This is a genomic window from Ruegeria halocynthiae, from assembly GCF_000743705.1.
Taxonomy (GTDB): Bacteria; Pseudomonadota; Alphaproteobacteria; order Rhodobacterales; family Rhodobacteraceae; genus Ruegeria; species Ruegeria halocynthiae_B.
Genome location: NZ_JQEZ01000001.1, coordinates 1,048,927 through 1,075,826 on the forward strand (window position 1 = coordinate 1,048,927; position 26,900 = coordinate 1,075,826).

Consider the following 26,900-nt stretch of genomic DNA (forward strand, 5'->3'; position numbering starts at 1 on the left):
GAACCTCAGGCGGCTTATCTGTTTCTTACACAATCAAGGAACGCACCCATGATCTATGCCTACGCCCAACTGACCGTGAAACACCCCGACACCTTTGCCGCTTACCGTGAAAAGGCAGGTGCTGCGCTTGCCCGCCACGGCGGTAAGGTTGAACACGCCACCACCAAAGCAACCGCATTGGATGGCGCGCCAAACCTGCCGGATGTGGCTGTCCTACTGTCCTTTCCCGACCGGGATGCGGCATTGGGTTGGATCAACGACCCCGAATTAAAGGATGTTCACGCCCTGCGCCGCAGCGCCGGGGCCTCGGATATCGTTTTGCTGGATTAAGCGCACAAAAAAAGCCGCACCCAAGGGTGCGGCTTTGAATTTCGGGTCGGATCGGCGAAGATTAGTTCTTCGCGTAGAATTCGACGACCAGGTTCGGCTCCATGACGACCGGGTAAGGCACATCGCCCAGACCAGGTGCGCGCACGAAAGTCGCAGTCATTTTCGAGTGGTCCACGTCGATGTAGTCCGGCACGTCACGCTCGGCCAGAGCGGCGGCTTCAATGACAACAGCCAACTGCTTGGACTTGTCACGAACTTCAATCACGTCGCCTTCTTTGACACGGTAGCTGGGGATGTTGACCCGCTTGCCGTTCACTTTGACGTGGCCGTGGTTCACGAACTGACGTGCAGCAAAGACGGTCGGTACGAACTTGGCGCGGTAGACAACGGCGTCCAGGCGACGCTCGAGCAGACCAACCAGGTTTTCACCGGTGTCGCCCGAAACACGCTCAGCTTCGGAATAGATACGGCGGAACTGTTTTTCGGTCAGGTCGCCATAGTAGCCTTTCAGCTTCTGCTTGGCGCGCAACTGGATACCGAAATCCGACAGTTTGCCCTTGCGACGCTGACCATGCTGGCCGGGGCCATACTCGCGACGATTAACCGGGGACTTCGGACGACCCCAGATATTTTCGCCCATACGGCGGTCAATTTTGTGTTTGGCAGACGTGCGTTTGGTCACGGCTGATCTCCTTCGTTAGGTCGAGGCCCTGCGGGCCACTATGAAGGGCGTTGTCCTCTTGAGGTTTCCCCCATGACAGGAATCCCCTTGCGGGGGCCACCAACACCAATGAAGCCGCGCTTATATCCGCGAAACGGCCAGAGTCAACACACCTTGCGATGTGGCGCATTTTTCTTTTGGGAACGAAAGGCCCCGGTTGGGTTTCAGTCGGCCATCGAACGGGCGTTGACTGCAGTGCGACGACCCAAAATGATCGGGCCTTCATCGTCTTTCGACCTGGATGGAAAGGCGACAACCTTGTCATCCAAATGCGAGACCTTGGCACCGTGACGTTTGATTTCGGAATAGTTGCTGATCCAGAATTCCTGATCCCGCAAAGGGTATCCGTCTTCGAATACAAGCACTGGGGCCGTTTCACCCGGTGTCAGGAACAATGACGCCTTGTACTCTTGCGCGCCGTTGGTCAGTACAACAGACCCGCAGGCCTGGTCTTCCAAATCCGGAAATGGCGCTGCATAACCAGGTGCCCTACCGGTTCCACCTGATTGTTCACGCTGAATTTGTTCGGCCTCTGTCAGGAAAAAAGCTTGTCCGCGCCACGACCAGGCGGCTCCGACATTCAAGAAGGAAAGAGGCGCTGCCTCAAGTCCGTCGATTTCAGTCTGCTTCCATAAAATGGCTATACGACCGCTATTACCGGCTCTCATTGTACCCGCCTGCACCTTTCAACAACTCACTGCTTACTGGGCAAGTCTTATCAGGGCAAAATCGGGCGGAAAAGAGACAGAATTGCAGCTATCACGAAATTGTTGCCCCAAAGAATCAGATTTTTTAGCCAAGACGGCGAGTTGTCTGGTCGAATTGTCCGGTTTGTCTGGGCTTCGATGACAGCTTGCCGTCAGCCGGTCTGGCGCCGGATAGAATCAACCACATGTTTCCAGACACTTAATTCCGTCAAAATAGCTGGAGAATTCTCTGAATCTCGGTGCGCAGGAGTGACACGAAACTTTCCGCCAGAATCGAGGGCGGGCGATGAGCCGGTTGCAAAATAGACACCCGAAGCACCACCCGCGGTGAGAATGGGCGAAACACAACGTCGCTTTTGCTGCCCAGCGCCTCAATATGGCCCGCTGCCGTGATCGGATCGCATACACAGTAGCACAGGCCGTTTTCCACCAATGTCAGCGCGGGGTGGAAGTTTCGCAATTCGAACCTTTGATTGAACCGCGCATCTTGCGCGTTGAATGCGGCCTGCGTGTCGATCAGGTTCGGGTGTCCCGCGGGCAGTGCCGCCATTGGGGCGTTGTCCAGATCCTTGGCGGTGATCTGCGGTTTTGCGGCCAGCGGGTCCGAGGCAGGCAGCGCACAGACGCAAGCCAGCTCGAAGTCCTCGCTTTTTGTGCCTTTGGATATGGCCGGGGTTTCGGTTACGCCGATGTCATATTGCTGCGATGCAATCCATTCCTCGATCACCGATGATCCGCGCATCATCAGGGACACTTTCACATCCGGCTTGTCCTTCAGGAACCGCGCGACCAGTTGCGGCATCACAACCAGCGCAGCCGCTGGCATACAGGCGATGTTAAGCCGCCCCTGCGACATGGCGCCGATTTCGTGCATGGTGCGGGTGGACAGCGCCAGCCTGTCCAAAATCGCCTCGGCCTCGCCAAAGAAATAGCGTGCCTCGGGCGTGGGTACCATTTTTCCGCGCTGACGCTGGAACAGGGCAATGCCCAATTCCGTCTCGAGGTTCACGATCAATGCGCTGACCGCAGGCTGCGTGCGACCTAGGATTCGCGCCGCCTCTGACACCGATCCGGTGCGCATTACTTCGCGAAAAGCCTGCAATTGGCGAAAGCTCAGGTTCATGGGATGCTGATTTCCTTTGGCTTTTAAGCCATCCATAAAGTAACTCTATTCTTTAATCAATTTAATCGTTTTGACTTAATGACCCGCGCCCGCAAAGTTCCCTGCCACGGATGCATCACCGGCATCCCGGAAATCGGAGGGGGAAATGGACAGGGCTTCGAGTATCATATTGACGGTGTTGATCTGCCTGGTGGCGCTGGGTCAGTTCGTGCAGGTCATCACGCGTTATGTGCTGGAAATTCCGGTCATGGGGCTTGAGGAAAGTCTGCTGTACCCGACGCTCTGGCTGTACATGCTGGGCGCGGTCAACGCCTCGCGCGAGAACACACATATCCGCGCCAACGTGCTGGAGATTTTCCTAACAACCGAGCGTCAGCATCAGGTGCTGGCCATTGTCGGCGAGGTGATCAGCCTGATTGTTGGCCTCTGGCTGACCATGTGGGCGTGGGATTTCACCAAATATTCGATCCGGGTCTGGCGCGAAAGCCCGACGCTGTATCTGCCTACCTTCTATGTCGATATCGCGCTGTTCGCCGGGATGGTCCTGATGATGGTGTTCACCGCCTGGCATCTGGTTGCGCATATCCGCGCCGTTTTCACCCCGGCATCAGCCGCAAAGGAAGTCTGAAATGATTGAGATCGCGCTGCTCGCGGTTCTGGTTCTGGTCGTCCTTTTGACGCTGGGCGTGCCGCTTCCTTACTGTTTTGGTGCCGGTTTGATGGTGATGTATTTTGCCGGTGACGTGGTGATGAAGGGCAATATGCTCTGGGGATTTCAGCAACTGGGTAATCCGGTGCTGCTGGCCATCCCGCTGTTCGTTCTGGCCGGAACAATCATGAGCGTTTCCGGCATCGCCGCCAGCCTTCTGAACTTTGTCAATATCTTCATCGGCCATCTGCGCGGCGGCCTGGGTGTGGTGGCCACGGTGTCCTGCGCATTGATCGGGGCCATTTCCGGCTCGGGCCTGACGGGTGTCGCCGCCATCGGCCCGCTGCTGATCCCCGAGATGGAGAAGCAGGGCTATCCCCGTGAATACGCCACCGCACTGATCGCCAATGCCTCGCTGCTGGGTTTGCTGATCCCGCCGTCAGTCACCATGATCGTCTATGGCTGGGTCACGGATACCTCGATCCTGGCGTGCTTTCTGGCCACGCTTGGGCCCGGGCTGCTGATCATGGCCAGCTTTTCGGTCGTCAATATCCGCATGGCTCGCAAGTTCCCGCTGCAACTGAATGAACCGCCCAAAGGCGCCGCATTTGTGGCCGAGGCCACCAGCCGTGGTCTCAAGGCGACCCCGGCGCTGCTGATGCCGGTGATCATTCTGGGCGGCATCTACGGGGGCATTATGACCCCGACCGAAGCCGCCGCCGTGGCGGTGATCTATGCCATCCCGGTCGGGTTCCTGATCTACAAGGGGCTGGACATGCGCACCTTCTTTGGTGCCGGGAAAGAGGCCGCAACATCCGTGGGCGCGATCATGCTGATGATCCTGTTCTCGATGATCCTGAGCCAGATGTTCGTTCTGGAAAGCATCCCGCAAGCCATCGTTCAGGCGATTTTCTCAATCACTGAAAACAAGGCGCTGCTGCTGGTGTTGATCAACATCTTGCTGTTTCTGGTCGGCATGGTGGTCAATGACGTCACCGCCATCATCCTGATTGCGCCGCTGCTGCTGCCGCTGATGCAGGCCATCGGTGTCAGCCCGATTCAATTCGCCGCGATCATGGGGGTCAACACCGCCATGGGTGGGGTGACGCCGCCCTATGCCTCGATCCTGTATCTGGGCGCGCGCATCGGACAGGTGCCTGTGACCAAGGTCATCCGTCCCGCCATGACCCTTATCCTGCTGGGCTATCTGCCTGTCGTCTTTCTGACCAGCTTCTGGCCAGACCTGTCGATGTGGCTGCCCCGCTTCTTTGGCTACTAAGCCGCCCACTTCATCATCCCCGGAGGAGACAAACCCATGATGAACTTTCTGAAATCCACCGTAATGGCCACAGCCGTTCTGGCCACGGCAGGCATCGCCACAGCCGACACGCTGAAGATCAGCCATATCCGCCCACAAGGCGCAACCATCGACACTGAATTGCGCGCCTTTGCCGATGAGCTGAAGACATCCACCGACGGTTCGCTGGAACTGAACCTGTTCCCGGCCTCTGCTCTGGGGGATTATACATCGGTGCAGGAGCGGATCTCGGTCGGTGCGATCGACATGGCCGTGCAGCCCGCCGCAACCGCCGTGGACCGCCGGATGCAAATCTCGGCCTTTCCCTATGTCGCGGCCAACTGGGCCGAAGCCAAGAACATCTATGGCCCCGGCGGCGCGATCTATGACGCCATGAAAGAGCTGTACGCCAAGCAGGACATCACCATGCTGGCCGCCTATCCCGTCTATTTCGGTGGCGTAGCGCTGAACACCGACGCGGTGAACCCCGGTGACCCGGCTGCCGCCAAGGGCATCAAGGTGCGCGTGCCCGGCATCAAAAGCTTTCAGCTGACCGCTGATGCGCTTGGGTACATCTCCTCCCCGATCCCGTTTTCCGAGGCGTTCACCGCCGTGCAGACCGGGGTTGTTGACGGTGTCGTGGGGTCTGGTGCCGAAGGGTACTATGCCTCGTTCCGGGATGTGACCACCACCTATGTGCCCGTGAACACCCACTTTGAGGTTTGGTACATGATCATCAACTCGGGCACCCTGGCCGAGCTGAGCGATGCAGACCGTGCCGCATTGGAACAGGCCGCCGTCGCGTTCGAGGCAAAGCGCTGGGAAACTGCCGAAGCCGATCAGGGCGCGTTTGAACAAAAGCTGGCGGATAACGGGGCCACCATCGTGTCGCTGAGCGACGCAGAGCTTGCCGCCACCGCCGAACACGTGCGCGCGCAGGTCTGGCCGCAAGTTCTGGAAGACGTTGGTCAGGATTGGGGTCAATCGATTCTGGACAAGATCGGCAATTAAGCCGCTTCTTCCTGACCATCGGGAAAGGGGCAGCCTCCCGGCCCCTTTCCCGCCCTGCCAGCCGTGCGGAGATTTCAGATGTTTCAATCCCTACGCAAACCCGAACGGGACCGGGTCACGATTACGGTAAACGGCCATCCGATCGAGGCCATCGCCGGGCAATCGGTCTGGTCTGCCATGGCTTTGAACGGCCAGACGATCACGCGCCGCGCCGCGCTTTCGGGTGAGGACCGCAGTGCCTATTGCGCCATGGGCGTCTGCTTTGAGTGTTTGGTCGAGATCGACGGCCTGCCCAACCAACAAGCCTGTCTGCGCCGCGTCACAGAAGGCATGGCTGTTACAACGCAAGAAATCACCGAAACCACCGAGGCCACGAATGCAGGCCTTTGATTGCGCGATCATCGGGGCCGGACCGGCGGGCATGTCGGCGGCCATCACGCTTGCGAAAAGCGGTGCCTGCGTTGCGGTCCTTGACCAGGCTTCGCGCGCCGGTGGTCAGATCTACCGGGCCAGCGCAGACAGTCCCCTGCCCGATGCCCACGTTTTAGGCGCAGACTATACCGACGGGGCCACCCTGATCGCGGAATTCGAACGCGTCGATATCACCCATATCACGCAGGCGGACGTCTGGCATATTGGCGATGACGGGCGCATTCTGTTCTCACATTTCGGCGACACACGAGAGCTGCACTGCCGCGAGATGCTGCTGTGTCCCGGCGCTATGGAACGGCCAATGCCGATCCCCGGCTGGACCTTGCCGGGGGTGATGACCGCAGGGGCCGCGCAGGTCATGCTGAAATCCGATGCAATGGTGGCCAAGGGCGCGGTCTTTGCCGGGTCCGGCCCGCTGTTGTACCTGATCGTGGCGCAATACCTGCGCCTTGGCGTGCCGGTGGCCGCAATGGTCGATACCACGCCCCGCCAGAATTATCTGGCCGCAGCGCCGCTGTTGCCGCGAGCGATGCGCAACCTGCCGATGCTGAAAAAGGGGCTGGACCTGCTGCGGGAAATCCGCGCCTCTGGCGTGCCGGTTTACCGTGGTGCCACGGATTTGCAGGTGCTGGGCGATACCCGCGCCCAAGGTCTGCGGTTCACTTCTGCGAGCCGCAGCCATGACATCGCCGCAGACACCGTGTTCCTGCACCACGGCGTGCAGCCCAACCTGAATATGACCCGCGCCATGGACCTGACGCACCGTTGGAACGCCGATCAGCTGTGCTGGCAGGTCGACACCGATGCGTTCGGCCAAAGCTCGGTGCCGCATGTCGCAGTTGCGGGCGACGGCGCGGGGATCATCGGCGCCGATGGGGCCCGCATGGCGGGACGTCTGGCTGCGCTTAATATCCTGCACCGGCTGGACCTTTTGCCACAGGAAGGCCTGGACCGTGCCGCTGCGCCCGATCTGGCAGCCCTTGCCGCGATGTCGCCGTTTCGCGCATTCATCGACCGGCTTTACCGCCCCTCGGATGCACTGCGCCTGCCTCGGGACCCTGACACGTTGGTCTGCCGGTGCGAGGAGCAAACCCTGGCCCAGTTGCGCACCGGTTTCGAACAGGGCGCGCGCGATCCAAACGCGCTCAAAATGCTGACACGTTGCGGCATGGGGCCCTGTCAGGGCCGCCAATGCGGCCACATCGTTGCCGGCCTGCTGTCCGACTGGCGCAATGAGCCGCCCGAGACGGTGGGCTATTACCGCCTGCGCAGCCCACAGCGCCTGCTGACCCTCGACGAACTCAGCCGGTTTCACGCGATCCCGGCACCGACGGAGGCGACGGAATGAAAGCGGATGTTCTGATCATCGGTGGCGGCATTCAAGGCTGCGCCACCGCCTATCATCTGGCACGACAAGGCGCTTCGGTGATCGTTCTGGAAAAGGACTACGTGGCGCGCCATGCCTCGGGCGTGAATGCAGGCGGTGTACGGCTGCTGGGGCGCGACATGGCCGAGGTCGCACTGTCCAAAGCGTCGATGGAGATGTGGCAGACCCTCTCGGACGAGCTGGGTCACGACACCGGATTTCGCCGTCAGGGTCTGGTCAACATTGCCGTGGACGAGACCGACCTGAACACCCTGCGCGCCCGCGAAGCAAAGATGCGGGCCACCGGTTATACCCATGAACGCATCATCGACCGCGGCGAGTTGCGCGAACGCCTGCCGCATGTGAATCCCAACTGCGTGGGCGGGGTGATCTCGGAGCTGGATGGTTATGCGATCCCGTATCAATCCACCAACGCCTTTCGTCTGGCTGCCGAACGCCATGGCGCGCGCATTGTCGAAGGTGAGGAGTTGCTAAGCTTGCGCCGCGTCGGTTGCAGTTGGCTGGCGCAGGGGTCATCTACCCGGTTCGAGGCCGACACCGTTGTCAATTGTGCGGGGGCCTGGGCCGATCGCATCGCGTTGATGATCGGTGACAATGTGCCGCTCAGCCACGCGGCGCCAATGTTGATGATCACCGCGCGGATGCCGCATTTCGTCAAACCGGTTGTGGGGGCAGTCAGCCGCCAGCTCAGCTTTAAACAGTTTCAGAACGGCACCGTACTGATCGGGGGTGGTGCCAAGGGGTTTGCCGACCGCGCTGCAGGCAGCACCCGGTTGGATTACGCCAAACTGGCCGATGCCGCTCGCACCACGGCCGAGTTCTTTCCGATCATGCGCCGCGCCGCCATCAACCGCATGTGGGCCGGATTCGAGGCCTATATGCCCGACAACCTGCCGGTGATCGGACCGGCGGTGAACGCACCCCGCGCCTTTCACGCCTTTGGCTTTTCCGCGCATGGGTTCCAGATGGGTCCGGTGGTGGGTCAGGTCATGGCCGATTTGGTGCTGACCGGCCGATCACAGTTTCCGCTTGGCCCCTTTCGCATCGACCGTTACGACCGCAAGGTCCTTTGACCCATGAATTCAGGAGAACCACAAATGACCATCACCCGCATGGAAACCGGCCAACGCATGAGCAAGATCGTCAAGCACAACGGCACAATCTATTTGTGCGGTCAGGTGGGCGCAGGTGAAACCGTCGCGGATCAAACGCGCGACTGCCTGTCCCGCATTGAGGCGCTGCTGGAGCAGGCCGGGTCGGACAAAACCCATATCCTACAAGCCATCATCTGGTTGGCCGACATGCAGGATTTCGCTGAAATGAACGCAGTATGGGATGCCTGGGCTCCCGAAGGCCACGCCCCTGCCCGCGCTTGTGGCGAGGCCAAACTGGCGCGCGAGGCGTTGAAGGTCGAAATCATCATCACCGCAGCCGAGATGTAAAATCAGGCGTCAGGAAAGCCTCAGTGTAGGCTTCGGCGCAAGCACCATCGGAGCCTCCGCAGCGGGTTTTCTGGTAGTCCTCATAGCCGTTCAGGAAGTCGATGTTCTGATCGATTTGCTGCTGCGCAGGACCAGATACAAACAGCGCACCCGAAACACTCAGAAGTTGTGCTGCATATGGGCTCTCCGAAGACAACGCAGCCATCGCTTCATCATTGCTTACGGCTTGGCGATGTAGAAAGGAACGAGAGAGTGAATGCCTGTGTTGGTCCGCATGCAGAACTTTGCAAAGTCCGTTTGCTGCGCAACTCGGACATTGACGGCAGTCGCAGTAGTCATCGTTTTCTGAAGCTTGTTGCCATCAATTCTCGTAAGACTTCTGCTTACACTCCCAATCTCGCAAAAAACAAGACGCCGTTGATCAACGATCCGGTGCCTTGTTTCCCTATAAATCCTTTGATTTGCGAGTTGTGGGCGCTAATGACCTTGTTTATGGGCGCCAAAACCGCCGAAATGGGTTCGTATTGCCTGGCGGTTCACATTCCACACAAATTTACATAGAGCTTCATCCGCATTTGGAATGCCCACAGCTGCGGCAAGTCATGCACCCTTCGATCATCACCATATCGAACTGCCCACAGGACGGGCAGGCCTTGCCCCGGGGGGCGTCCATGTTGACAACCTGCGCCTGCGGGTCGGATTTCAGACCCATGCCTTCCCCTTCCAGAAAGCCGATATTGATCAGATGCTGTTCGATCACGCCGCCAATCGCGGCCAAAATCGAGGGGATGTACTTTCCCTGCACCCAGGCGCCGCCACGCGGGTCGAACACGGCCTTCAGTTCTTCGACCACAAAGGACACATCCCCGCCCCGCCGGAACACGGCCGAGATCATCCGGGTCAGCGCCAGCGTCCAGGCGTAATGTTCCATGTTCTTGGAGTTGATGAACACCTCGAACGGGCGGCGGCGACCACCGATCACGATATCATTGATGGTCAGATAGATCGCGTGCTCACTATCCGGCCATTTCAGCTTATAGGTCGAGCCTTCCAGCGATTGCGGTCGATCCAGCGGCTCGGACATATACACCACCTCACCGCCATCAACTTCATGCGGTGCCGCCGCGTTTTCACCCGGCGCAGTGTCCGCGCTTTCCGATACGGTCAGGACAGAGCCGGTTACATCGTTCGGGCGATAGGTGGTGCAGCCTTTGCAGCCCAGATCCCAGGCTTGCATGTAGACATCCTTGAACGCGTCAAAGCTGATGTCTTCGGGGCAGTTGATTGTCTTGGAAATCGAACTGTCGATCCATTTCTGCGCTGCCGCCTGCATCTTGACGTGATCCGTGGGCGACAGGGTCTGCGCGTTGACGAAGTAATCCGGCAGGGCCATGTCGCCAAACTTGTCACGCCACATCTGCACCGCGTAATCCACCACTTCTTCTTCGGTGCGCGAGCCGTCTTTTTGCAGAACCTTACGCGTGTAGGCATAGGCAAAGACCGGCTCGATCCCCGAAGACACGTTGCCTGCGTACAGCGAAATCGTTCCCGTGGGCGCGATTGAGGTCAGCAGCGCGTTGCGGATGCCGTGTTCGCGGATCGCTTCGCGCACGTCGTCATCCATCTGCTGCATAGTGCCGCTGGCCAGATATTTCTCGGCATCGAACAAGGGGAACGCCCCTTTTTCCTTCGCCAAGTCCACCGACGCCAGATACGCGGCGCGGGCGATCGCTTGCAACCAGCGCTCGGTTTGACGCGCCGCCTCGTCGGACCCATAGCGCAAGCCTAGCATCAGCAGTGCATCAGCCAGACCTGTTACCCCCAAACCAATCCGGCGCTTGGCCTGCGCTTCGGCGGCTTGTTCAGGCAGGGGAAATTTCGATGCATCAACCACGTTGTCCATCATCCGAACGGCAGTGGCGACCAGTTCCTGCAACGCCGCCTCATCCAGATGAGCGGCGTCTGCGAAGGGATCGGCCACCAGACGCGCCAGATTGACCGAGCCCAGCAGACAGGCCCCGTAGGGCGGCAGGGGCTGCTCGCCGCAGGGGTTTGTCGCCGCAATGGTTTCCACATAGCTTAGATTGTTTGCCGAGTTGATGCGGTCGATGAAGATCACGCCCGGTTCGGCATAATCATAGGTCGCCTGCATGATCTTGTTCCACAGATCACGGGCCTGAACCGTGTGATACACCTTGTCGCCGAACACCAGCTCCCACGGGCCATCGGCCTTGACCGCCTCCATAAACGGATCGGTCACCAGCACCGACATGTTGAACATGCGCAGGCGGGCGGGGTCGGATTTGGCGGTGATGAAATGCTCAATATCCGGATGATCACAACGCATGGTCGCCATCATCGCGCCCCGGCGTGATCCCGCAGACATGATCGTGCGGCACATCGCATCCCAAACGTCCATGAAAGACAGCGGCCCCGAGGCGTCGGCGGCCACCCCATGCACATCCGCACCACGCGGACGAATGGTCGAGAAATCATAGCCGATCCCTCCGCCCTGCTGCATGGTCAGCGCCGCCTCTTTCAGCATGTCAAAGATGCCGCCCATGCTGTCGGGCACCGTGCCCATGACGAAACAGTTGAACAGGGTCACCTGACGCGCGGTACCCGCGCCTGCGGTGATGCGGCCAGCGGGCAGGTATTTGAAATCCTCCAGCGCCTCATAGAATTTCTCTTCCCAATGCGCCGGGTCACTTTCAACCCGCGCCAGATCGCGGGCGATGCGCCGCCAACTGTCTTCGACCGTCTGGTCGATGGGCGTGCCATCCGCCTGTTTGAAACGGTATTTCATGTCCCATATCTGCTCGGCGATGGGGGCGGCAAAGCGGCTCATTGGTGATTCCCTGTTCTGAAAGAGGTATCCAGATTAGCCCAATTCACATCTTAACCACAACACCTTGATGAAGCCTGATACAAAGCTACAATATAAAGGTGGGCCTTGGGACGACTCTGTGGGAAAGCTGTGGATAACTACGTAAACCTGATAAAACTTTCGGTCGGATCGGAAAGCGTCGACTCGTTGATGGCGTGGCAGGACAGTCGCAAGCCGCTGTATCAGGATGGAAACCCGCGCCACGTCACCCGCATGTGGCCCAAACGCGAGGCTGAGATTCTGAATGGCGGATCAATCTATTGGGTGGTCAAAGGCGTCGTCCAATGCCGTCAGCGCATCCTGCGAATGGACGAGGTGCGCGGCGAGGACGGCATCCGCCGGTGTGCTATCGTACTGGACCCCGAAGTGCATCGGACGCAAACAGCGCTGAAACGCCCGTTCCAGGGCTGGCGTTACCTGAAACCCGAAGACACCCCTGCCGATTTGCCGCAGGGCCGCGAGCAGGACGATGCCCTGCCCGATGACCTGAACCGTGCGTTGGCGGAAATCGGCGTGCTTTAATCAGCCCAAACGATCCAACAATTCGGACAGCACCGCCTTGTTGCCGCCCTCATAACTGGCCACACGGCTGCGCCACAGCGTCGCCTGCGATTGCAGTATCAGCCCGTCCGAAAGAATTTTCAGGTGATTGGCCCGCAACGTGTCGCCAGTCGATGTGATATCGGCGACCGCCTCGGCCGTTTCATTCATCACTGTACCCTCGGTCGCGCCCTGGCTGTCGACCAGCGTGTAATCGGCCACGCCCGCATCGGTCAGGAACTCTCGCACCAACCGGTGATATTTCGTGGCAATCCGCAGCCGGTGTCCATGTTGCTTGCGAAACGCCGCTGCCACCGCATCCAGATCGTCCAGCGTATCCACATCCACCCAGCAGGCGGGTGTCGCGATGATCAGATCGGCCTTGCCGAACCCAAGCTGTGCGACCTCTTCGACCTGCTGCTCCCAACGCGGCAGCTTTTCGTGGACCAGATCAATCCCGGTGACGCCCAGATGGATGCGCCCCGCGGCCAGTTCGCGCGGGATTTCCCCGGCGGACAACAGGATCAGCGAAATACCCCCGATCCCTTCGACCTTGCCCGCATATTCGCGGTCCGATCCGCTGCGCGACAGGGTGATGCCACGCTTTTCGAACCAGGCAAAGGTTTTCTCCATCAACCGGCCCTTGGAGGGTACGCCAAGTTTCAGGCTCATTGCGCGTCCTCCTCGATTTCCAGCATCAGATCCGGGCGCAGCACACCACCCACCGCCGGAATTTCGGCACCGTTTCCCAATTGCCGCGTCAGCGCGTCATAACGACCACCGGTGGCAATGGGGGGCAGATCGGGGCGACCTTCGGCATAAAAGCCAAAGACGAACCCGTCGTAATACTCCATCGAGGTCCGGCCATAGGCCGCCTCGAAATCCAACCGTTCCACATCGACACCACGCGCCTGAAGCGAGGCAACCCGCGCGCCAAGCCGGTCCAGCGCCGGAGTGATCTGTGGCAAGTCAACAGCAATGTCGCGCAGTTGCTCCAGCGCATAGGGCATGGTTTCGCGCACATTCAGCAGCGTTTCCAGCCCGGCCAGTTCATTGTCTGAAATCGGAGGCGTATCGCGATCTTCGCGCAGGGCGTCGATCCGCGCCTCAATCTCGGCCGCGCGGCGCTTGCCGATCATTGGCACGTCAACGGTCAGCGGATCATCAGCATCCAGCAACGTATCGCGCCCTTCAGGGCCGGGTTTGCGACCGGCAAAACGATCCAGCAGAACCCGGAACCGACGCGGCCGCCACAGATGCCGCATCAGTGCGGCCTTGCGTCGATCACTGGTCCGCAGGCCTTGGACCGCCGCTGTCAGCAGACCGATATCCCCCGTCGCCGCCCGCAGGGGCAAGCCGCGCAGTTGTAGCGCAAACAGCGAAAACACCTCGGCGTCCGCACCGGCGGGATCATTGCGGTCAAAGACCTCATACCCCACCTGAATGTATTCATTGGACCGGTCCGGGTCATGCTCTTGCCGCCGAAACACCTCTCCCGAATAGGTATAGCGCGCGGGTTCCGCCCCTTCGGACATGTGCATCTGCACCACCGGCAAAGTGAAATCGGGCCGCAGCATCTGTTCGCCGCGCAATGCGTCCGAGGTCACATAGGCGCGGGCGCGAATGTCCTCGCCATACAGATCCAAAAGCGTTTCGGCCGGTTGCAACAGCGGTGGGTCGACCACCTGCGCGCCCGCGGCTTCGAACCGGACGCGCATCATCGCGGCGCGGGCCTGTATCTGGGAACGGTTGGCCATAGCTCAGTCCTGACTGTCCAGAATTTCACGCACCTTGGCGACCAGATCGCCACGTGGCACTTCGAACTGGCTGGGGCGTTCTTTCCATTCCTCCAGCGTGGCGCTTTCAGCGATCTTCGCGCCCAGGATCAGGTCCTTGATCTGAACAATGCCATTCGCCTTTTCGTCACCACCTTCGATGACCGCAATTGGCGAGTTCCGCCTATCCGCGTATTTCAACTGATTGCCAAAGTTCTTGGGGTTGCCCAGATAGACCTCGGCCCGGATACCTGCATTGCGCAGTTCGGCCACCATCGTCTGATAATCGGCCATCCGGTCGCGATCCATCACCGTCACCACCACGGGACCTTTGGCCTGCGCGCTGATCCGGCCCTTTTCGCGCAGGGCGGCCAGCAGGCGATCAACACCGATAGAGACGCCGGTTGCGGGCACTTCCTGTCCGGTGAACCGTTTGACCAGGTCGTCATAACGCCCACCGCCAGAGACCGACCCGAACTGCCGCTTGCGGCCTTTTTCGTCGAAAATCTCAAAGGTCAGTTCGGCCTCATAAACCGGTCCGGTGTAATAGCCCAGGCCACGCACGACCGAGGGGTCAATCTCGATCCGGTCCGCGCCATAAGCGCCTGCATCCAGCAAGGCGCCGATCTGTTCCAGCTCGGAAATACCGTCGGCACCGATCTTGCTGTCGCCGACAGCGGCACGCAGATTGGCCAGCGTTCCCGCGGTGTCAGCGGCCTTGGACGTCAGGAAGGCAATCACCGGCTCGGCCTGATCGTTGCTCAGGCCCACTCCGTCGATGAACGCGCCGGATGTATCCAGACGGCCCTTGGTCAGCAACTCGCGCACGCCCTGCTCACCCACCTTGTCGAATTTGTCGATGGTCCGCAGAACGTTGTCGCGGGCAGCGGCGTCTTCGCCCAGCCCCATCGCCTCAAGCACACCATTCAGAACCTTGCGGTTGTTGACGCGCACCAGATAGTCGCCGCGTGGAATACCCACGGTCTCCAGTGTATCCGACAGCATCGCGCAAATCTCGGCGTCCGCCGCCATCGAGGCCGTGCCCACCGTATCCGCGTCACACTGGTAGAACTGGCGGTACCGCCCCGGCCCGGGCTTTTCGTTGCGCCAGACCGGCCCCATCGCATAGCGGCGATAGGGCGTCGGCAGGTCGTTGCGGTGCTGCGCAAAGACGCGGGCCAAAGGCGCGGTCAGGTCATAACGCAGGGCCATCCAGTCGCCCTTATCGTTCTCGTCAACCTCTTGCCACGCAAAGACACCTTCGTTCGGGCGATCCACGTCGGGCAGGAACTTGCCCAGCGCCTCGACGGTCTCGACCGCGCTGCTTTCCAGCGCGTCAAACCCATAGCGATGATAGACGTCCGCAATGGCCCGCAGCATCTCGGTGCGCTGCGTGACTTCCTGGCCGAAATAGTCGCGGAACCCTTTCGGCGTTACGGCCTTGGGGCGGGGCTGTTTCTTTGGCTTGGCCATGTGGGGCGTCCTTGGGCGTTTGGTGTTCCGCGCGCGGTCTATCCCATGGTCTGTTGCGGGGCAAGGCGCGCTTTCTCTGGTCACGGCGTCACAGGGTCGCTATGACCGGCCCAAGAACAGGAGCCCGCAATGCAGCATCTGGAAGAACAGATCGCCCATCTGACCCGCACGGTAGACGAGTTGAACGCGATCGTCACCCGCCAGCAAGACGAGATCGACAACCTGACCCGCCGGGTCGAGATGCTGATGCGCCGCGAAGGCGAGCGGGCGCAGGAAGGGTCCGGCGGCATTGTGCTGGGTGACGAACGCCCGCCGCATTACTAGGGCATCGTTAGGTTCATAACCCCAGCGTCGCTTTCACCGCGTTGTCCACGACCCCGCCCAGCAGAGCATCTTTGTCCGCGGCGCAGCTTTCAGCCAGCGCAGCTATGAATGCTTCACGCAGCTGGGCCTTTTCCTCGTCCGTGGTCGCATGATCTTCGATATTGATCTGGCGATTGTAGAGCGATAGCGCCGTCATCTTCTGTACAACAGTCACAACAAAGTCTTCGTCCCCATCCGCCTCCTCAGCAATTGAGGCGCAAGTATAGTGCATCACGGGCAATGCATCCTGTACCATCTGATCAGCCGCCTCATCGGCAGTCACCACACACGGCATTGCCAGGATTGCGGCGCAAACGGGCATTCTGAGTTCACTAAACCGCATCACCATCACTTCCAGTTATGTCCGATAATGGCCCCGGCCACGCCACCGATCGCTGCGCCCTTGCCGTCGCCGACCAGCGCACCCACGCCCGCGCCGACCACTGCGCCTTTGATTGTATTGTTCTTCTTTTTGTCATCCGCCATCCCGGCCGATGCCATCGCCAGCGATGCGATCGCTACAAAAGTCAGGGTTTTGAATCTATTAGCTGAAAATGCCATATCTGCGCCCTCCTGTGACACGCCCCCAAACGGGGCATGACCTCAGCCTAACGGCGCAAAAACGCTGTGGCAACAAAACGGTGGCTCAGATTTCCTCGACTTCTGTAACGCCGTCCAGCGATTTGATCGCGCCCTTGATCTGCGGATTGATCGGGAAATCCTGACCCAGGTCCATCTCGACATCCCCCGGAAGCCCGGGATCAAGCAGGCAAATATGGATCGGTCCTTTCGAGGCCCGTTTGGCCGCGCCCGCGGCGTCCTCAAGCACTTTGGCAACCGTTGCCAGCACCCCCGGTTCGTCAACGAAAATCCGAAGTCCCGTCGCACCCGCCTCGGCCACGACCGAATCCACCGGGCCGACCGAACGGCCCAGCAGCTTAAGCTGATCGGCCTCCATCGTGGCCTCGGCCGTCAGCACAACCTGCGCGCCGGTTTCCAGAAACTCGCGGGATTTTTCCAGCGTTTCCGAAAACAGCGTGACTTCGTATGCCCCGGTCGGGTCGGACAGCTGCGCAAAGGCGAACCGGTTGCCGCGGGCCGATTTGCGTTCCTGCCGTCCGGCAACAACACCGGCCATCTTGGCAATCAGCGGGCCTGATCGCGCCTTTTCCATCACCTCGTCCAGCGTCATCACCTGCTTGCGCTTCAGCGCAGGCATATAGTCGTCCAATGGATGACCCGACAGGTAAAAGCCGATGGCTTTGAATTCCTCGCTCAGACGTTCTGCGGGCAGCCAGTCCGGGGTCGGCGACAGGCGCGGCTCGGGCAGATCATCGCCCGCCTCACCGAACAGCGACACCTGATTGGAGTTCTTCTGCTCGTGAATAGCTGCCGAATATTGCACCAGCGGATCAAGGCTTTCGAAAACGCGGCGGCGGTTCTTGTCCAACTCATCAAACGCCCCGGCCCGCGCCAGCATCTCAAGCGGTCGTTTCCCGACCTTCTTCAGATCGACCCGGCGGGCAAAGTCGAACAGATTGACAAATGGTTTGTCGCCGCGCCCTTCGACCACCAGATTCATCGCCTCGACACCCACGTTCTTGAGCGCGCCCAGCGCGTAGACCAGATGCCCATCACTCACATCGAATGTCGCCTGCGATCGGTTCACGCAGGGCGGCACATAAGGCAGCTCCAGCCCTTTGCGGACTTCTTCGAAGTAGACCGCCAACTTGTCGGTCAGGTGGATATCGCAGTTCATGACACCCGCCATGAACTCGACCGGGTGGTTCGCCTTCAGCCAGCCAGTCTGATAGCTGACCACCGCATAGGCTGCGGCGTGGGATTTGTTGAAGCCGTAGTTGGCGAACTTATCCAACAGGTTCCAGACCTCGGTCGCCTTGGCCTCGTCCACGTCGTTCTCGGCGGCACCCTTGAGGAATTTGGGCCGCTCAGCGTCCATCGCCTCCTGGATTTTCTTACCCATCGCACGACGCAGCAGGTCCGCACCGCCAAGACTATAGCCCGCCATTTCCTGGGCGATCTGCATCACCTGTTCCTGATAGACGATGATACCTTGGGTCTCGTCCAGGATATGATCGATGGACGGGTGCAGCTTGTCCCGTTCGCTCAGCTTGTTCTTGACCTCGCAGAACTTGGGGATGTTTTCCATCGGACCGGGACGGTAGAGCGCGACGAGCGCGATGATATCCTCGATGCAATCCGGCTTCATCCGCTTGAGCGCGTCCATCATGCCCGAGGATTCCACCTGAAACACCGCCACGGTCTTGGCCGCTGAATAGAGCTTGTACGTCGCCTCGTCATCCAACGGGATGGCGTTGATCTGGTTTTCGGCCCCTTCGGCAGGCTCATAGAGCTCGGTTCCGTCGGCGGCGACGTGCAATGGACGGTTGGATTTGAAGATCAGATCCATCGCATTCTGGATCACGGTCAGGGTTTTCAGGCCCAGAAAGTCGAACTTGACCAGACCGGCCTGTTCCACCCATTTCATGTTGAACTGGGTTGCTGGCATGTCTGAACGCGGGTCTTGGTACAGCGGCACCAGCGCATCCAACGGGCGGTCGCCAATCACCACACCCGCCGCGTGGGTCGAGGCATTGCGCAACAGCCCCTCGACCTGCTGGCCGTATGTCAGCAGGCGATCCACCACCTCTTCGTTGCGGGCCTCTTCGCGCAGGCGCGGTTCGTCTTTCAGCGCTTTTTCGATGGAGACAGGTTTGACCCCTTCGACCGGAATCATCTTGGACAGGCGATCCACCTGACCATAAGGCATCTGCAGAACCCGACCGATATCGCGCACGGCGGCCTTGGATAAAAGTGCGCCGAAGGTGATGATCTGCCCCACCTTGTCGCGCCCATATTTCTGCTGCACGTAACGGATCACCTCTTCGCGGCGGTCCATGCAGAAGTCGATATCGAAGTCCGGCATCGAAACCCGCTCGGGGTTCAGGAACCGTTCGAACAGCAGGGAATAGCGCAGCGGATCAAGGTCGGTGATCGTCAGCGCATAGGCCACCAGTGACCCCGCACCGGAACCCCGCCCCGGCCCCACCGGAATGTCTTCGTCTTTGGCCCATTGGATAAAGTCGGCGACGATCAGGAAATAGCCGGGGAAGCCCATTCCCTCGATAATATCCAGCTCGAAATCCAGCCGTTCCTGATACTCTTCAGGCGTCACCGCATGTGGGATCACGGCCAGACGTTTCTGCAGGCCATCGTTGGCAATGCGGCGCAGTTCAGCCACCTCGTCATCGGCAAATTTCGGCAGGATCGGATCGCGCCTGTAGGCCATGAAGGCGCAGCGTTTGGCGATCTCGACCGTGTTCTCGATGGCCTCGGGCAGATCGGCGAACAAGGTCACCATTTCCTGTTGCGACTTGAAATAATGCTGCGCGGTCAGGCGGCGGCGACCGGCTTGCTGGTCGACATAGGCCCCTTCGGAAATACAGATCAGCGCGTCATGTGCCTCATACATGTCCGAGGTGGGGAAATAGACATCATTGGTGGCGACCAGCGGCAGGTTCTTGGCATAGGCCATCTCAATATGGCCGCGTTCGCTCAGGCGCTCTGCTTCGGGCTGGCCATCCTCACCCGGATGGCGTTGCAATTCGATATACAGGCGATCCGGGAACATGGTCGCCAGCCGGTCCACCAATGCCTCCGCCGCCGGGCGCTGGCCTTGTTGCAACAACCGCCCCACCGGGCCGTCTGGCCCACCGGTCAAACAAATCAGACCATCGGAATTGGCGGAAAGCTCGTCTAACGTGACCTGCGGCAACTGCCCGCCCTTGTCCACGTACAGGCAGGAACTCAGCTTCATCAGGTTCTCATACCCGACCTCGGATTGCGCCAGCAGAACCAAGGGCGCAGGCACTTTGGGCTTTTCACCGGGCTGCGCCTGCACATAGGTCAGATCGACCTGACAGCCCATGATCGGTTGCACCCCTGCATCACCCGCTGTGACCGAGAACTCCAAAGCAGAAAACATGCTGTTGGTGTCCGTCACTGCCACGGCGGGCATCCCCGCTTTCTCGCAGAGCGCGGGCAGCTTTTTCAGCCGCACGGCGCCTTCCAGCAGGGAATATTCGGTGTGAACGCGGAGGTGAATGAATCGGGGGATGCTGCTCATACTCGCCACGCTATCGCAGCCTGAGGCGGTGCAAAAGCCGTAACCTCAGCATCGAAACATCAAAATAAAGGCCGCCCATTATTCGGCTTTTTCTGAAGGTGCTTCGGAGATAGCCGCGCGCCTTTGCCAAAAAACACTTTAGTTTCAAATGGCTGAATATTAAACATATGCGAAAATTCATCGCCGCATGTGTAAAATGGTGCATCGCACAGGTAGTTTTTCTTGCCAGATTGCCTGCCCTGTTTCTAACATCCTACGGCAAGCTACCAGCCCGCTTCTCTTTCTACGTCGCATCGAAGGAGAGCACCTTGAGGGCGCAACCGGGTAAGGCGACGGGTTTCTCGAATGAATATCACGTTTCTTCTGAACGGAGAGACAGTGGAGTTGTCGGATATCAATCCGACAGCGACCCTGCTGGATTGGCTGCGCGAAGATCGCGGCCTGACCGGCACCAAGGAAGGCTGCAACGAAGGCGATTGCGGGGCCTGCACTGTCATGGTGACGGATGAAGGCGGTGCCAAGGCGCTGAATTCCTGCATCCTGTTCCTGCCTCAATTGCACGGCAAAGCGGTCCGCACGGTCGAAGGGGCCAGCGGCCCGAAGGGTGAGGCGCACCCGGTGCAGCAGGCCATGGTCGATCTGCATGGTTCGCAATGCGGTTTCTGCACCCCCGGTTTTGTGATGTCGATGGTGGCCAGTCATGCCAATGGCGCGACGGATCACGACACGCAGCTTGCGGGTAACCTGTGTCGGTGCACCGGCTATGCACCGATCATCCGCGCCGCAAAAGCGGCCGAGGAACACCCCGTGCCGGTCTGGGTCAAGGACAAGCCCGTCGAAACGCCCGCGGCGTCGCCGATGCTGCCCGCATCATCTGACGAATTGGCCCGCGTTTACGCCGAACACCCCGATGCCACGCTGGTTGCCGGTGCAACCGATGTGGGCCTGTGGGTCACCAAACAGCTGCGCGATCTGGACCCGGTGATTTTCCTGAACCGTTGCGATGATCTGAAAGAAATCACGATCACCGACGATGAAATCCGTTTCGGTGCCATGGTCGATATGAACCGCATGGGCGCGGCGCTGGCCGATCTGCATCCGTCCTACGCCGAGATGATCCGCCGCTATGCCAGCGTGCAGGTGCGCCACGCGGCCACCGTCGGCGGCAACATCGCCAATGGCTCCCCCATCGGGGACAACCCGCCCGCGCTGATTGCGCTGGGTGCCACCCTGCATCTGCGCAAAGGCGACACGCGCCGGTCTGTCCCGTTGGAGGCGTTCTTTGTCGATTACGGCAAGCAGGACCGCGCGCCCGGAGAATTTGTCGAAGCGGTCAGCTTTCCGCGTCAGCCCGATCGTTTGAAGGCTTATAAGCTCAGCAAGCGGTTCGATCAGGATATCTCGGCCGTGTGCGGTTGTTTCAACATCACCGTATCGGATGGTGTCGTCACTGATGCGCGCATTGCTTTTGGCGGCATGGCCGCCATTCCGAAACGCGCCGCGCACGTCGAGGCCGCGCTGGTTGGAAAACCATGGTCGCACGAGACGATCCAATCCGCGATCCCGGCCTTTACCAAAGATTACGCGCCGATGACCGACATGCGTGCCTCGGCCACTTATCGGTTGGAGACTGCAAAAGCGATGCTCGAACGCTATTTCCTTGAGGATCAGGGCGAAATCACCAATGTGTTGGAGGTGTCGGCATGAGTGTGACCAAACCCCTGCCCCATGACGCAGCCCCCCTGCACGTTTCGGGGTCTGCGCGTTATGTGGACGACATTCCGACCCCCAAAGGATCTCTGCATCTGGCCTTTGGTGTCAGCCCGATTGCCAAGGGCAAGATCACCGCGATGGACCTTTCGGCCGTAAAAGCCGCCGATGGGGTCGTGATGGTGATGACGGCAGATGATTTGCCCTTCGCCAATGATGTCTCGCCCTCCATCCACGACGAGCCGCTGCTGTCGGACGGCACGGTCCACTATATCGGCCAGCCGGTGTTCCTGGTGGTTACGACCAGCCATCTGGCGGCGCGCAAGGCCGCGCGTTTGGGCAAGATAGATTATGCCGAAGAAACTCCGATCCTGACGATCGAAGAGGCGCTTGCCGCGGACAGCCGGTTCGAGGACGGCCCGCGCATCTATGCCAAGGGCGATGCGGATGCGGCCATTGCAACGTCGACCCATGTCATCGAAGGCGGTTTTGAACTGGGCGGGCAAGAACATTTCTATCTGGAAGGTCAGGCCGCGCTGGCGGTGCCAAATGAAGGTGCGGATATGCTGGTGCATTCCTCAACCCAGCACCCGACCGAGATTCAGCACAAGGTGGCGGACGCTTTGGGCGTTCCCATGCACGCCGTCCGGGTTGAAACCCGCCGCATGGGTGGCGGCTTTGGCGGTAAGGAAAGTCAGGGCAACGCGCTGGCCGTCGCCTGTGCCATTGCTGCGCGTGCGACCGGTAAGGCCTGCAAGATGCGCTATGACCGCGACGATGACATGATCATCACCGGTAAGCGCCACGCGTTCCGGATCTCGTACAAGGCCGGGTTTGATGCGAATGGGCACGTTCAGGGCATCTCGTTCCTGCATCACGCCATTTGCGGCTGGGCACAGGACCTGTCGCTGCCTGTGGCTGATCGCGCCATGTTGCACTCCGACAACGCCTATCTGCTGCCGAACGCGCGGATCGAAAGCCACCGACTGAAGACCAACACCCAATCCGCCACCGCCTATCGCGGGTTCGGCGGCCCACAGGGCATGGTCGGGATAGAACGCGTGATGGATCACGCCGCGCATGAGCTGGGCTTGGACCCGGTCGAGTTGCGCCGCAGGAACTATTACGAGCCCGCCCATGTTGTGGCCGATCCCATCCGCACAGAAAAACCGCTGGGTCACCCCGACCCGCATGAAGATCTGACCAGCCGAGGTGCGGTCGAGACGGGCGATGCCCCGGTTCGCCCCCTGCCCGCCGGCGGCAACACCACGCCCTATGGCATGGAAGTCAGCGACTTTGAACTGCATGGCATGACCGCCGCATTGCTGAAATCCAGCGACTATGCGGCGCGACGTGCTGCTATTGAGACATGGAACGCCGAAAACAGCGTGATCAAGAAAGGTATCGCCTTCTCTCCGGTCAAGTTTGGCATATCCTTCACGCTGACCCACTTGAATCAAGCAGGCGCGCTGGTGCATGTGTATCAGGACGGCTCGGTCCATCTGAACCATGGCGGCACTGAAATGGGCCAAGGTCTGTTTCAAAAGGTGGCGCAGGTTGCCGCGTCGCGTTTTGGTATCCCGTTGGAGATGGTCAAGATCACCGCAACGGACACGGCCAAAGTGCCCAACACCTCGGCCACGGCGGCGTCGTCGGGCAGTGATCTGAACGGTATGGCGGTCAAAGCCGCTTGCGACACGATCCGGGACCGGATGGCCGATTATCTGGCCGAACGGCATCAGGCGGACCCTTCGACGGTCACCTTCTCGGACGGTCATGTCTCGGTCGGCGAAGAACGCTATTCCTTCGCCGAGGCCGCCGCGCTGGTTTATCAGGGCCGCGTCAGCCTTTCAGCGACCGGGTTCTACAAAACGCCCAAGATCGAGTGGGACCGGATCAAGGGCCGGGGCCGCCCGTTCTTCTACTTTGCCTATGGCGCGTCGATCACCGAAGTTGCTGTCGATACGTTGACCGGAGAGAACCGGATACTGCGCACGGATATCCTGCATGATGCCGGTGCGTCGCTGAACCCTGCACTGGATATCGGGCAGATCGAAGGTGGCTATGTTCAGGGCGCTGGCTGGCTGACGACCGAGGAACTGGTCTGGGACGGCAAGGGTAACCTGCGCACGCACGCGCCTTCGACCTATAAAATCCCCGCTTGCTCCGACCGGCCCGACATTTTCAACGTCGCGCTCTGGGACGGTGCAAACCGCGAGGACACGATCTATCGCTCAAAGGCGGTGGGTGAGCCGCCGTTCATGCTGGGCATATCCGCGTGGCTGGCGCTGTCGAATGCGGTGGCGGCCTGCGGCGACAGCTATCCGGCGCTGGATGCACCCGCCACAGCCGAAGAAGTCTGGCGCGGTGTCCAAAGGATGGAGGGAGACATCTGATGGGATTTGATCTGGAGGCTTTGAGGGAGGCGATCAAAACCCACGGGAAAGTGGTCCGGGTGGTCATCGCCGGGATCAAGGGATCGTCCCCGCGTGAAGTCGGCACCGCGATGCTGGTCTGGCAGGACGGGCAAAGCGGCACCATCGGCGGCGGAACGTTGGAGTTTCAGGCGGCCGAGGCCGCGCGGTCCCAAACCGTGCCATCCCGCCTGACGCATCACGCGCTTGGGCCGGACATGGGGCAATGCTGCGGTGGTGCGGTTTCGCTGCTGAGTGAAGTTTATGACAAACGGGCCTTGGAAACACTGGACGATACAATTGTCGCACGGGCGGTTTCAGGTGATCAGATGCCCCTGTCAGTCAAACGGTTGATGGCGGCGGCACGCGGTCAGGGGATCGCACCGGAACCCGGATTGGTCGACGGCTGGATGCTGGAACCGGTGCACAAACCGGCCCGTGATCTGTGGATCTGGGGTGCCGGGCATGTGGGGCGCGCATTGGTGGATGTTCTGTCCCCCCTGCCCGATCTGGCAATCACATGGGTCGATACCGGGCCAGAGCGGTTTCCGGACGCGGTTCCGACCGGTGTAACAGTGGTTCCAGCAGCCAAACCGGCGGAACTGGTGCGTCATGCGCCCCGCGAGGCCGAGCATCTGGTGTTGACCTATTCACACAATCTGGATCTGGAACTGTGCAACCGGCTGCTTTCGCACGATTTCCGCTTTGCGGGGCTGATTGGCTCGGCTACGAAATGGGCGCGATTCCGGTCGCGGCTGGCAGCCCTCGGGCATCCGCCCGAGCGGATTGGCCGGATCACCTGCCCAATTGGTGACCCGGTGTTGGGCAAACACCCGCAAATGATCGCCGTTGGCGTCGCCGCGCAAATCCTGCGCCCGGCCCGGCAGAACGAATTGAAGAAGGACCTGAGCGCGTGACCACTCCATTGTTGAGCTTGCAGGGGCTGACCAAAGCCTATCCCGGCGTCGTGGCCAATGATCAGGTGTCCTTTGACATCGGTGAAGGCGAAGTCCACGCCCTGCTGGGCGAAAACGGCGCGGGGAAATCCACGCTGGTGAAAATGATCTATGGATTGGTGAAACCCGACAGCGGCACCATGCTGCTGCGCGGCCAACCCTTTGCGCCCCCCGAACCCCGCGCGGCGCGGGCAGACGGGATCGCGATGGTGTTCCAGCATTTCTCGCTGTTCGACGCGCTGAACGTGGCCGAGAACATCGCGTTGGGGATGGAAAACCCGCCGCCAATGGGTGATCTGGCCTCGCGCATCCGCGAAGTGTCTGAGACCTACGGCCTGCCACTGGACCCGTTCCGCACCGTCGGCGATCTGTCCGCCGGCGAGCGTCAGCGGGTCGAGATCATTCGCTGCCTGCTGCAAGACCCAAAGCTGCTGATCATGGACGAGCCAACCTCGGTCCTGACCCCGCAAGAAGTCGAGATTCTGTTCGAGACACTGAACAAACTGCGGTCCGAGGGCACCTCGATCCTGTATATCTCGCACAAGCTGGAGGAAATCCGCACGCTGTGCGACCACGCCACGATCCTGCGTCTGGGCAAGAATGTGGGCGAATGCATCCCGTCCGAGACCTCGGCCCGGGACATGGCCGAGATGATGGTCGGGACAATTCTGCAGACCCCCGAACGATCAGGTCGAGAGTTTGGCGACGTGGCGCTGGATGTCAGCGGGTTGTCTGTGCCCTCACCTTCCGATTTTGGCACGACGTTGAAGAATGTGCATATGAAAGTGCGCAAGGGCGAGGTTCTGGGCATTGGCGGCGTCGCGGGCAACGGTCAGGATGAATTGCTGGGCGTGTTGTCCGGCGAAATTCAAACCGCAGCCGACGCGATCAGGTTCAATGGGCAGGCCATTGGCAAGCTTGGCCCGACCGCGCGCCGCAAATTGGGCGTGCTGACCGCCCCCGAAGAACGGCTGGGTCACGCCGCCGCGCCGGATATGAGCCTGACAGAGAATGCCCTGTTGACAGGATCGGTGCGCGAGGGGCTGGAAAGCAACGGCTTTCTGAAATGGGCCGAAACACAGAGTTTTGCCAAAAAGATCATCGAATCCTTTGATGTGCGTACACCGGGGCCGGAAAACGCGGCCCGGTCGCTGTCAGGCGGCAACCTGCAGAAATTCGTGATTGGCCGCGAGGTGCTGCAAAACCCCGATGTGCTGGTGGTGAACCAGCCAACCTGGGGTGTGGATGCGGCAGCGGCCGCTTCGATCCGGCAAGCCATTCTGGATTTGGCGGCCAAAGGCACGGCCGTTGTGTGCATCAGCCAGGATCTGGATGAGTTGATGGAAATCTCGGACAGTTTCGCCGCCCTGAACGAAGGACGGCTAAGCGCCCCGCGCGAAACCACGGGTCTGACGGTCGATGAGATCGGCCTGATGATGGGTGGCGCGCATGGCATGGAGGTGGCGCATGTTTGATCCGTTGAGCTGCCTTTGGCCGGGGTGCCTACAAAAAAATGAAGAAATCAGGGGGATGAGC

25 protein-coding genes are annotated in these 26,900 nt (G+C 60.2%); 14 read left to right on the top strand and 11 right to left on the bottom strand.

Going from position 1 to position 26,900, the window contains the following annotated elements; genetic code table 11:
- Nucleotides 1–48: 48 nt before the first annotated feature.
- The gene (locus JT51_RS05130) at nucleotides 49–330 is read left to right on the top strand and encodes a DUF1330 domain-containing protein (protein WP_037308606.1); all 282 of its coding nucleotides are present in this window, start codon (nucleotides 49–51) and stop codon (nucleotides 328–330) included.
- Nucleotides 331–391: 61 nt separating this feature from the next.
- On the opposite strand, the gene rpsD is transcribed toward JT51_RS05130, so the two are convergent.
- The 3 genes from rpsD to JT51_RS05145 form a co-directional block, all read right to left on the bottom strand.
- On the bottom strand, nucleotides 392–1,012 hold the full coding sequence (rpsD, locus tag JT51_RS05135; protein ID WP_037308609.1) for a 30S ribosomal protein S4: 621 nt from the start codon (nucleotides 1,010–1,012) through the stop codon (nucleotides 392–394).
- Nucleotides 1,013–1,215: 203 nt separating this feature from the next.
- On the bottom strand, nucleotides 1,216–1,719 hold the full coding sequence (locus JT51_RS05140) for a hypothetical protein (protein ID WP_152563293.1): 504 nt from the start codon (nucleotides 1,717–1,719) through the stop codon (nucleotides 1,216–1,218).
- A gap of 247 nt (nucleotides 1,720–1,966) precedes the next feature.
- Complete coding sequence (locus JT51_RS05145) at nucleotides 1,967–2,881, bottom strand: LysR substrate-binding domain-containing protein (RefSeq protein WP_037309534.1); 915 nt, start codon at nucleotides 2,879–2,881, stop codon at nucleotides 1,967–1,969.
- Between the two features lie 145 nt (nucleotides 2,882–3,026).
- On the opposite strand from JT51_RS05145, the gene JT51_RS05150 reads away from it, so the two are divergent.
- The 7 genes from JT51_RS05150 (at nucleotide 3,027) to JT51_RS05180 (ending at nucleotide 9,099) form a co-directional block, all read left to right on the top strand.
- Complete coding sequence (locus tag JT51_RS05150) at nucleotides 3,027–3,509, top strand: TRAP transporter small permease (protein ID WP_037308612.1); 483 nt, start codon at nucleotides 3,027–3,029, stop codon at nucleotides 3,507–3,509.
- Nucleotide 3,510: 1 nt separating this feature from the next.
- Nucleotides 3,511–4,809, top strand: coding sequence for a TRAP transporter large permease (locus JT51_RS05155; protein WP_037308615.1), 1,299 nt, complete (start codon nucleotides 3,511–3,513; stop codon nucleotides 4,807–4,809).
- Between the two features lie 36 nt (nucleotides 4,810–4,845).
- Nucleotides 4,846–5,838 carry a TRAP transporter substrate-binding protein DctP gene (gene dctP, locus JT51_RS05160; RefSeq protein ID WP_037308618.1) on the top strand — a complete coding sequence of 331 codons (993 nt, stop codon included), beginning with the start codon at nucleotides 4,846–4,848 and terminating at the stop codon, nucleotides 5,836–5,838.
- 78 nt (nucleotides 5,839–5,916) lie between these two features.
- On the top strand, nucleotides 5,917–6,228 hold the full coding sequence (locus tag JT51_RS05165; RefSeq protein ID WP_037308621.1) for a (2Fe-2S)-binding protein: 312 nt from the start codon (nucleotides 5,917–5,919) through the stop codon (nucleotides 6,226–6,228).
- A complete protein-coding gene (locus JT51_RS05170; protein ID WP_037308624.1) occupies nucleotides 6,215–7,618 on the top strand; it encodes an NAD(P)/FAD-dependent oxidoreductase in 1,404 nt (467 codons plus the stop codon). The genes JT51_RS05165 and JT51_RS05170 overlap by 14 nt, the downstream gene beginning before the upstream one ends.
- On the top strand, nucleotides 7,615–8,730 hold the full coding sequence (locus tag JT51_RS05175) for an NAD(P)/FAD-dependent oxidoreductase (RefSeq protein ID WP_037308627.1): 1,116 nt from the start codon (nucleotides 7,615–7,617) through the stop codon (nucleotides 8,728–8,730). Before JT51_RS05170 ends, JT51_RS05175 begins: the two co-directional genes overlap by 4 nt.
- A 24-nt stretch (nucleotides 8,731–8,754) precedes the next feature.
- On the top strand, nucleotides 8,755–9,099 hold the full coding sequence (locus tag JT51_RS05180; protein ID WP_037308630.1) for a RidA family protein: 345 nt from the start codon (nucleotides 8,755–8,757) through the stop codon (nucleotides 9,097–9,099).
- Here JT51_RS05180 and JT51_RS05185 read toward each other — a convergent pair.
- Together JT51_RS05185 and JT51_RS05190 are read right to left on the bottom strand one after the other, a co-directional pair.
- Entirely contained in the window at nucleotides 9,080–9,304 is a 225-nt protein-coding gene (locus JT51_RS05185) for a hypothetical protein (RefSeq protein WP_037308633.1), read from the bottom strand. The genes JT51_RS05180 and JT51_RS05185 overlap by 20 nt on opposite strands.
- Before the next feature lie 360 nt (nucleotides 9,305–9,664).
- Nucleotides 9,665–11,947: an adenosylcobalamin-dependent ribonucleoside-diphosphate reductase gene (locus JT51_RS05190; protein ID WP_037308635.1), complete on the bottom strand. Its 2,283-nt coding sequence runs from the start codon at nucleotides 11,945–11,947 to the stop codon at nucleotides 9,665–9,667.
- 129 nt (nucleotides 11,948–12,076) lie between these two features.
- Between JT51_RS05190 and JT51_RS05195 the strand changes: the two genes are divergently transcribed.
- Complete coding sequence (locus JT51_RS05195; RefSeq protein WP_037308638.1) at nucleotides 12,077–12,508, top strand: DUF1489 family protein; 432 nt, start codon at nucleotides 12,077–12,079, stop codon at nucleotides 12,506–12,508.
- On the opposite strand, the gene hisG is transcribed toward JT51_RS05195, so the two are convergent.
- From hisG to hisS, 3 genes are read right to left on the bottom strand one after another with little or no spacing between them, the layout of a single operon-like run.
- Nucleotides 12,509–13,198, bottom strand: a complete 690-nt coding sequence (gene hisG, locus JT51_RS05200) for an ATP phosphoribosyltransferase (protein WP_037308640.1) — start codon at nucleotides 13,196–13,198, stop codon at nucleotides 12,509–12,511.
- Nucleotides 13,195–14,283, bottom strand: a complete 1,089-nt coding sequence (locus JT51_RS05205) for an ATP phosphoribosyltransferase regulatory subunit (protein WP_037308642.1) — start codon at nucleotides 14,281–14,283, stop codon at nucleotides 13,195–13,197. Before JT51_RS05205 ends, hisG begins: the two co-directional genes overlap by 4 nt.
- A gap of 3 nt (nucleotides 14,284–14,286) precedes the next feature.
- The gene (hisS, locus tag JT51_RS05210; RefSeq protein WP_037308645.1) at nucleotides 14,287–15,774 is read right to left on the bottom strand and encodes a histidine--tRNA ligase; all 1,488 of its coding nucleotides are present in this window, start codon (nucleotides 15,772–15,774) and stop codon (nucleotides 14,287–14,289) included.
- Nucleotides 15,775–15,903: 129 nt separating this feature from the next.
- Between hisS and JT51_RS05215 the strand changes: the two genes are divergently transcribed.
- Nucleotides 15,904–16,098, top strand: coding sequence for a SlyX family protein (locus JT51_RS05215; RefSeq protein ID WP_037308648.1), 195 nt, complete (start codon nucleotides 15,904–15,906; stop codon nucleotides 16,096–16,098).
- Nucleotides 16,099–16,111: 13 nt separating this feature from the next.
- Here JT51_RS05215 and JT51_RS05220 read toward each other — a convergent pair whose 3' ends face one another.
- The 3 genes from JT51_RS05220 to dnaE form a co-directional block, all read right to left on the bottom strand.
- Nucleotides 16,112–16,480, bottom strand: coding sequence for a hypothetical protein (locus JT51_RS05220; RefSeq protein ID WP_235216110.1), 369 nt, complete (start codon nucleotides 16,478–16,480; stop codon nucleotides 16,112–16,114).
- Nucleotides 16,481–16,485: 5 nt separating this feature from the next.
- On the bottom strand, nucleotides 16,486–16,698 hold the full coding sequence (locus JT51_RS05225) for a YMGG-like glycine zipper-containing protein (RefSeq protein WP_037308650.1): 213 nt from the start codon (nucleotides 16,696–16,698) through the stop codon (nucleotides 16,486–16,488).
- Between the two features lie 85 nt (nucleotides 16,699–16,783).
- Nucleotides 16,784–20,284 (bottom strand): DNA polymerase III subunit alpha, encoded by a 3,501-nt coding sequence (gene dnaE, locus JT51_RS05230; protein WP_037308653.1) that lies wholly within the window; start codon nucleotides 20,282–20,284, stop codon nucleotides 16,784–16,786.
- Between the two features lie 345 nt (nucleotides 20,285–20,629).
- On the opposite strand from dnaE, the gene xdhA reads away from it, so the two are divergent.
- Genes xdhA through JT51_RS05250 form a run of 4 tightly spaced genes read left to right on the top strand, consistent with a single transcriptional unit; the run spans nucleotide 20,630 to nucleotide 26,839 of the window.
- Nucleotides 20,630–21,991, top strand: a complete 1,362-nt coding sequence (xdhA, locus tag JT51_RS05235; RefSeq protein ID WP_037308656.1) for a xanthine dehydrogenase small subunit — start codon at nucleotides 20,630–20,632, stop codon at nucleotides 21,989–21,991.
- On the top strand, nucleotides 21,988–24,390 hold the full coding sequence (gene xdhB / locus JT51_RS05240; protein WP_037308659.1) for a xanthine dehydrogenase molybdopterin binding subunit: 2,403 nt from the start codon (nucleotides 21,988–21,990) through the stop codon (nucleotides 24,388–24,390). The genes xdhA and xdhB overlap by 4 nt, the downstream gene beginning before the upstream one ends.
- The gene (gene xdhC, locus JT51_RS05245; protein WP_037308662.1) at nucleotides 24,390–25,325 is read left to right on the top strand and encodes a xanthine dehydrogenase accessory protein XdhC; all 936 of its coding nucleotides are present in this window, start codon (nucleotides 24,390–24,392) and stop codon (nucleotides 25,323–25,325) included. The genes xdhB and xdhC overlap by 1 nt, the downstream gene beginning before the upstream one ends.
- Entirely contained in the window at nucleotides 25,322–26,839 is a 1,518-nt protein-coding gene (locus JT51_RS05250) for an ABC transporter ATP-binding protein (protein WP_037308665.1), read from the top strand. Before xdhC ends, JT51_RS05250 begins: the two co-directional genes overlap by 4 nt.
- Nucleotides 26,840–26,900: the final 61 nt, after the last annotated feature.